The 6,547-nt window shown below is 64.9% G+C and carries 6 protein-coding genes; 1 reads left to right on the forward strand and 5 read right to left on the reverse strand.

All coding sequences use genetic code 11. From position 1 onward, the window contains the following. Nucleotides 1-329: 329 nt before the first annotated feature. Nucleotides 330-1,718: an MATE family efflux transporter gene (locus CDN36_RS01665; RefSeq protein ID WP_287495848.1), complete on the forward strand. Its 1,389-nt coding sequence runs from the start codon at nucleotides 330-332 to the stop codon at nucleotides 1,716-1,718. 83 nt (nucleotides 1,719-1,801) lie between these two features. On the opposite strand, the gene CDN36_RS01670 is transcribed toward CDN36_RS01665, so the two are convergent. From CDN36_RS01670 to CDN36_RS01690, 5 genes are all read right to left on the reverse strand, one after another. Beyond that, nucleotides 1,802-2,647, reverse strand: a complete 846-nt coding sequence (locus CDN36_RS01670) for a proteasome-type protease (RefSeq protein WP_150557415.1) — start codon at nucleotides 2,645-2,647, stop codon at nucleotides 1,802-1,804. Between the two features lie 52 nt (nucleotides 2,648-2,699). Then, nucleotides 2,700-3,506 carry a transglutaminase family protein gene (locus tag CDN36_RS01675; protein ID WP_150557416.1) on the reverse strand — a complete coding sequence of 269 codons (807 nt, stop codon included), beginning with the start codon at nucleotides 3,504-3,506 and terminating at the stop codon, nucleotides 2,700-2,702. A 4-nt stretch (nucleotides 3,507-3,510) separates the two neighbouring features. Further along, on the reverse strand, nucleotides 3,511-4,506 hold the full coding sequence (locus CDN36_RS01680; RefSeq protein ID WP_150557417.1) for an alpha-E domain-containing protein: 996 nt from the start codon (nucleotides 4,504-4,506) through the stop codon (nucleotides 3,511-3,513). Between the two features lie 170 nt (nucleotides 4,507-4,676). Further along, complete coding sequence (locus tag CDN36_RS01685; protein ID WP_174966492.1) at nucleotides 4,677-6,101, reverse strand: circularly permuted type 2 ATP-grasp protein; 1,425 nt, start codon at nucleotides 6,099-6,101, stop codon at nucleotides 4,677-4,679. Nucleotides 6,102-6,315: 214 nt separating this feature from the next. Next, the coding region (locus tag CDN36_RS01690; RefSeq protein ID WP_287495849.1) for an ureidoglycolate lyase at nucleotides 6,316-6,547 on the reverse strand (232 nt) is incomplete at its 5' end.

Here is a 6,547-nt window from a genome sequence, read left to right on the forward strand (position 1 = left end):
GGCGCGGCAGGCCACGTCCACGTCACGTCACGAGACTCCATGAGCTTTCTTCTTTTTTCCGCTTCACGGCAAGGCGTTGTCTGGTTGCATCTGCACCAGGCGATGTTTCCGCCGTCCCTCTCCGGGCCACGCTAGCGGGCCTTTGTGCGCGGCTCGCCAGCGCACGCCCGCCGGCCTGTCCGTGCGCACGTTCGTTACGGGCAGCGCGCCCACGCCGTCGCTTGCGCGTGGGTGGCGATCCATCGCTTCGAATTCTCGGCATTTTTCGATGTGCAAGCCACGGTGAGCCGCGTCCCGACACGACGCGGCGATTTGTCATCGGGGGGACCATGTCTCTATCCACGCATTCCAACGCTTCCAACACGCTACAGGGCGCGAGGACGTCCCTGCTCAAGCAGTTCACGTCGCTCGCGGTTCCGACGATCCTGTCGGGCTGGGTCTACACCGTCTACACGCTGATCGACGGCATTTTCATCGGCCGTTACGTCGGCCAACAGGCGTTGGCCGCATTGAATCTGGTCGTACCGCTGCTCTACGTCCCCTACGCGATCAGCGTGATGGTCGGCGTGGGCGGCGCCACACTGATCGCTCGTCTGCTTGGCGAGCAGCGACACGCCGATGCGCGTCGGGCGTTCTCGCAAGTGCTCTGGGTGATGTTCGCCTCCGGCATCGCGATGAGCGCCGGCATACTGGCGTTCAGGCACGAGATCGCTGCCGCGCTCGGCGCGCAAGGCGCCATCACGAACGACGTGGTGGCCTATCTCTCGGGCTGGGGATGGTTCGTGCTGTTCGCCAATGGTCTGTACGCCATGGAGCTGTTTCTTCGCGTGGAGGGCGCGCGCGCCGCGCGCTTCGGCCTCTACGCGATGTTCCTCGGCGCGCTCGCCAACGTGGCGCTGGACTACTGGCTGATTGTCGTGCGCGGTATGGGGATGTACGGCGCGTCGCTGGCAACGGGTATCTCGATGATGGTCTCGAGCAGCGCAATGTTCGCCTATCACCTGTGGCTCGCGCGCAAGGTCGTGCCCGCGGCGCAGGCGTTTGGCGGCGGCACGGTCCACGTCTGGCGCGCCATGTACAACGGTGCGTCCGAGTTTCTCGGCGCGATCGCCCCCGCGGTAACAGTATTCGCCTTCAATCGCGTGATCCTGGCGAATTTCGGCGAGCCGGGTCTCGCGGCGTATGCCATCCTGGAATACATGACGCTCGGCGCCACTGTCACGATGGTCGCCCTCGTGCAGAGCATGCAGCCGATGATCAGTTTCTATCGCGGCGCCCGCGACACGCGATCGCTGCGCGGGTCGTTCCGGCTCGGCGTGATGGCGGTACTGGGCTTCTCGCTGGCGGTGGCCATCGCGATGGCAACGCTGGCGCGTCCGCTGACGTTCGCGTTCCTGCCGTCGGGCGGACAGGCGTGGTCGATTCTCGAACATGCGGTGCTGTGGTACGCCCTCGCCTTCCTGCCGGCGGCCGGCAACCTGATCGTGGCCGGCTTCCTGACGGCGGTGGAAGCACCGGGCCCGTCCGCGGTCATTGCAATGCTGCGCAGTTGGGTGCTGCTGCTCGGTATGCTGTGGTGGCTCGACGCATGGCTCGGCGGCGAAGCCATCTGGTACACGCTGCTGATCACGGAAACAGTGACGCTCGCCGTCAGCGTCTGGCTCTACTGGCGCCATGCACGCGGCGAGAAGTTGTTGCCCGCTGCGGCGATGCGCTGAGCGGCGCGGTTCAACGAAGAAACGGCGCGGCCCGACGGTCACGCCGTTTCCGTTTCCGTTTCCGCTACCGTTCCCGAGGCCGCTCAGGACGGTATCTTCAGCGAGAAGGTCTGCGCGAGCGACTGCACGCTGCCCGGCTGCGCGGCGCCCGGAATGCCTTCGGGCGGCGCGGCGAACGGCGGCAAGGCCGTCGGGGCGCCCGGCGTCACCGCAGCCCATTGGGGCTCGGGCAGTTCGTTGAACACCTGGCGCAAACGCGCCCCCCACGTGTCGTGAATCATCCGGTAGTACACGTTCTCGTCGTCCAGCGATGCAAAGCGCGTCACCCGCAGCGAATTTTCCTCGTACACGAGCAGGTCGAGCGGCAGGCCTACCGAGACATTGGAGCGCAGCGTGGAATCCATGGAGATCAACGCGCATTTCGCTCCGTCGTCGAGCGACGTGGCCGGCGTCACGAGCCGGTCGATGATGGGCTTGCCGTACTTCGACTCGCCGATCTGGAAGTACGGATTGACGGAGGATGCTTCGATGAAGTTGCCTGCGGAGTACAGTTGGAACAGGCGGCTCGGCGCGCCGGCGATCTGTCCGCCGAGCAGGAAGCTGCAGTTGAAGTCGACGCCGAAGGTCTCGAGCGCCTTGGCGTCTCGCGCGTAGACGTCGCGGATGGCCTGGCCGACGACGCGCGCGACATCGGTCATGGATTTGGCGTTCCACAGCGTATCGGTGTCGCGTGCGTCGATGAGTTGCTGGCGCACGGCCTGCGTCACCGCAAGGTTGCCCGCCGAGAGCAGTACGAGCACGCGCTCGCCCGCCTGCTCGAACACGAGCATCTTGCGGAAGGTGCTCACGTGGTCGACGCCCGCATTGGTGCGGGTATCGGAGAGAAAGACCAGCCCGGCGTCGAGCTTCATGGCCACGCAGTACGTCATGTCGTTCCTGTCTTGCGAATCTTGCGAAGCGTCGGCAGCGTCGCACGAAAGTCTATTGTTGTCGATCGATCGGCGCGGCGTCGACGATGACGTTCACGTGCAGCGCCTCCGTCGCCCCGCCGCTGCGCATGCCTCGCACGGGCGCGGCCGATTCGTAATCGCGCCCGACGGCCAGCCGGCAGTAGTTGCCGCTGGCAAAGCAGGCGTGCGTCACGTCGATGCTGACCCAACCCGCGCCGTCGACCCAGACGTCGACCCACGCGTGGCTGGCGGCGTGCGGCACGTCGCCGGGATCGATGTATCCGCTGACGTAACGCGCCGGCACCCCACGCGCCCGGCACACGGCAAGCATGAGGTGCGCGTGGTCCTGGCAGACGCCGCGCCCCAGCGCCAGCGCCTGCGCCGCGGTACTCGTCACCGCGGTAATGCCGGACTCGTAGTCGACGGCGTCACAAATGGCGGCGGCAAGCGCGAGCAAGTCGTCAACGGTCGCCACGCCCGCGGCCCCTGCCAGCGCGTCGATGGCTTCGCTGCGCGCGGTGAGCGGCGTCGGGCTGGCGAAGGATAACACTGGAACGGCATGAGTCGTCTCGCCGAGCCTGCCGTCGACGAGCGGCGTGGTTTCCACCTCTCCCTCGGCAAGCAGGCGGATCTCGCTGTGCGGCTGGTGCAGCACGAGGGTGTGCATGTCGTTGCCGTAGGCGTCTCGGGCAGCAGTGAGTTTGCCAGGCGCGCTCAGCCGCCATTGCACTATGCGCTGCCCGCCTGAGGCCGCAGGCGTGAGCCGCAACTGCTGGATGGTGTAGCGCACTGGCGAGTCGTAGCGGTAGGTGGTTTCGTGACGGATGGTCAGGCGCATGGTGTCAGGCGGCGAGCGGAATCAGGAAGGTCTGGCTGATCTTGTTGCCGAGCACGGACACGCGTTCGAGAAACTCGGTGAGTACGGCGTGCAGTCCCTGTTGCTGGATTTGCCGGATATCGGTGTACTTGAGTTCAGCTTGCAGTTTGCCGGCATATCGCTCGACGTCGCCAGACTGGGCGTTGGAGAGCGTGGCCAGGTTCTCGCACACGCCGTTGAGGGACGCGAGCAGCGAGCGCGGCATGTGGGGATTGAGCATGAGGAGTTCCACGACACGCTCGGGGGTAATGACGTCGCGATAGACCTTTCGGTAGATCTCGAACCCGGACACGCTGCGCAGCACGGCAGACCAGTAGTAGAAGTCGGTGGGATGCGACGCATGGGGACCGGCCCGGTCGGCGCGCACGGCCTCATGAAAGCGCACGTCGAGAATCCGCGCGGTGTTGTCAGCGCGTTCGAGAAAAAGGCCGAGGCGCGTGAAGTAGAACGCGTCGTCCTGGAACAAGGTGCCGAAGCTCACGCCGCGCGAAAGGTGGGAGCGCACTTTGACCCATTCGAACAGGTGGGCAGGATCGTGTTCGAGCAGGTCGAGCATTCTGGGAAACTCGAGCCAGGTGCTGTTGACGGTTTCCCACAGTTCGGTGGTCAGGGTGCCGCGCACGGCGCGCGCGTTTTCGCGGGCTGCCGCGAGGCAGCAGGCAATACTCGAGGGATTGTCGCGGTCACGCACGACAAAGTCGAGCACGTTGGCCCGCGTGGCGCGCGAGTGTTTGCGGTTGAATGCAGGCTCGAGCTCGGAGATGCGCAGCGTGGCGCGCCAGCCGGCTTCGTCGTCGAAGGCGCTCGTGGGCACGGGCGGCTCGGTGTCGTCTTCGTCGTCGATGGCATCCTGCGGCAGCAGCAGATTCTGTAGATTGACGTCAAGAAGACGTGCCGTGTTTTCTGCCCGCTCCATGTAGCGGGCCATCCAGAACAGGTGATCGGCGGTGCGGCTGAGCATGATGGATTTCCGAGGGGTATTCGGTCTTGTCGGTCTTGTCGGTCTTGTCGGTACGGGCTGCCTTCCGATGGCTGCTTCATTCCGCTGGCTGCCTTCCGTTGGCTGCTTTCGGAGCGTTGCTTTGGTCGATCGGCTTTGGTCGATCGGCTTTGGTCGGTGTGTTCTCGCGATTACTTTTCGAGCACCCAGGTGTCTTTCGTGCCCCCGCCCTGCGACGAGTTGACGACGAGCGAACCTTCGGTCAACGCCACCCGCGTGAGGCCGCCGGGCACCATGGTCACGCTCTTGCCCGACGACAGCACGAACGGCCTCAGGTCGATGTGCCGCGGCGCGATCCCGGCTTCGACGAAGGTCGGGCAGGCGGACAGCGCCAGCGTGGGCTGCGCGATGTAACCGTCCGGCTTCGCGATGAGCCGTTCGCGGAAGGCCTCGATTTCCGCCCGGGTGGACGCCGGGCCGACAAGCATGCCGTATCCGCCCGCGCCGTGGACTTCCTTGACGACGAGTTCGCCGAGATGCTCGAGGGTATACGCGAGGTCGTCCGCACGGCGGCATTGGTAGGTCGGAACGTTGTTCAGGATCGGCTTTTCGCCGAGGTAGAACTCGATCATGTCGGGCACGAACGGGTAGATGGACTTGTCGTCCGCCACGCCGGTGCCAATGGCGTTGGCCAGCGTGACGCGTCCGGCCCGGTACACGCTCAGCAGGCCGGGCACGCCCAGCGTGGAGTCGGCGCGGAATGCGAGCGGATCGAGGAAGTCGTCGTCGATGCGCCGGTAGATGACGTCGACGCGTTTGGGGCCGTTGGTGGTTCGCATGTAGACGAGGTTATCCTCGACGAACAGGTCCTGCCCCTCGACCAGTTCGATCCCCATTTGCTGGGCGAGGAAGGCGTGCTCGAAGTACGCGGAGTTGTAGATGCCCGGCGTCATGACGACGACGGTGGGGTCGTCAACGCCCGTCGGGGCGACCGCGCGCAAGCTGTCGAGCAGTAGATCGGGGTAATGCTCGACCGGCGCAATGCGGTTCCTCGCGAACAGCTCGGGGAACAGGCGCATCATCATCTTTCGGTTCTCGAGCATGTACGAGACGCCGGACGGAACACGCAGGTTGTCCTCCAGCACGTAGAAGGCACCGTCGTCGCCGGTTCCCGCTCTGACGACATCCACGCCGGCGATGTGCGCGTATATGCCGCCGGGCACGTCCACGCCCTGCATCTCGGGGCGATACTGCGCGTTCATGAGCACCTGCTCGGGCGGAATCACGCCGGCTCGCAATATCTCCTGTTCGTGGTAGACGTCGTGGACGAACCGATTCAATGCCTCGACTCGCTGGCGCAAGCCGGTCTGCAGGGTCTGCCACTCATGTGCGGGAATGATTCTCGGGATCAGGTCGAAGGGAATCAGTCGCTCGGTCCCCGCATCATTCCCATATACGGCAAAGGTGATCCCCACCCGGCGAAACGCCAGATCGGCTTCGGCGCGCTTATGGTGCAAGACATCGTCGGACTGGCACTTCAGCCAGTCGTCAAATCGCCGGTAGTGCGAACGCGTCGCGCCCGTGACGCTCGCCATCTCGTTATAGCTCTCGACCATATGCTTCTCCGCAGATTGCTGTGTCGAGATCGAGCAATAAATATGCCCGAGCCATGCCCCCCTTCCGGCACGGTTTCGGTGCGCAATTCGCTTTCGCGCACCACGCCGGTGATCTGGAGTATAGGATTCGGCGCTGGCGGCGTTCCGGCTTTTTCCGCGGCCATAAAAAACGCCGGGGGGCCCCGGCGTTTGTCTGGTGCTGTTATGGCTCGCCCTATGCAACCTTCTTTGTGGTTCGGGCCGCGTCCAACGCGGCCTGCGTCAACAGATAGACGCCCGGCAAGTCCTGCTCGTCACAGTTGTGTCCCTCGCCCCCGCGATCGACCACCACGAAGTCACTCACCTCGTCCAACGCCAACAACGGGTGATGCCACACGCCGCGCGCATAGTTCACCCCCTGCCAACCGTCCGATACGAACGCCCGCATCTGGCTCACGTCGAGCTCG

It is taken from the genome of Pandoraea sp. CB10b_02 (assembly GCF_002216225.1).
Lineage (GTDB): Bacteria > Pseudomonadota > Gammaproteobacteria > Burkholderiales > Burkholderiaceae > Pandoraea > Pandoraea nosoerga.